The sequence below is a fragment of the Streptomyces sp. TRM68416 genome, assembly GCF_014596915.1.
Classification (GTDB): domain Bacteria; phylum Actinomycetota; class Actinomycetes; order Streptomycetales; family Streptomycetaceae; genus Streptomyces.
On the sequence record NZ_JACVWU010000109.1, the window covers coordinates 1 to 364 of the forward strand.

1 protein-coding gene is annotated in these 364 nt (G+C 64.6%); it reads right to left on the minus strand.

All coding sequences use genetic code 11. The features are described from left to right. Nucleotides 1–364 (minus strand): alpha-amylase family glycosyl hydrolase (locus ICC28_RS40160; RefSeq protein WP_262928534.1); only part of this gene is annotated, 364 nt, incomplete at both ends.

Below are 364 nucleotides of genomic sequence, written 5' to 3' on the forward strand. Positions count from 1 at the left end.
CGTGTCCGGATACATCGCGTCGATCTCGCGGCGCACCCGCTTGAGGAAGTCATGGGTAGCCGGAAGGTTTTCGCAGTTGGTGCCCTCAGCCGCGTAGAGGTAGGGCACCGCGTCCAGGCGGAAGCCGTCGATGCCCAGGTCCAGCCAGAAGCGCAGGGCGCCCAGGATCTCCTCCTGGACCGCCGGATTCTCGTAGTTGAGATCGGGCTGGTGGGAGAAGAACCGATGGAAGAAGTACTGTCCCCGGACCGGGTCGAAGGTCCAGTTCGAGGCCTCGGTGTCGACGAAGATGATCCGCGCGTCGGCGTACTGCTTGTCGTCGTCGGCCCACATGTAGTAGTCGCCGTAGGGCCCGTCCGGGTCC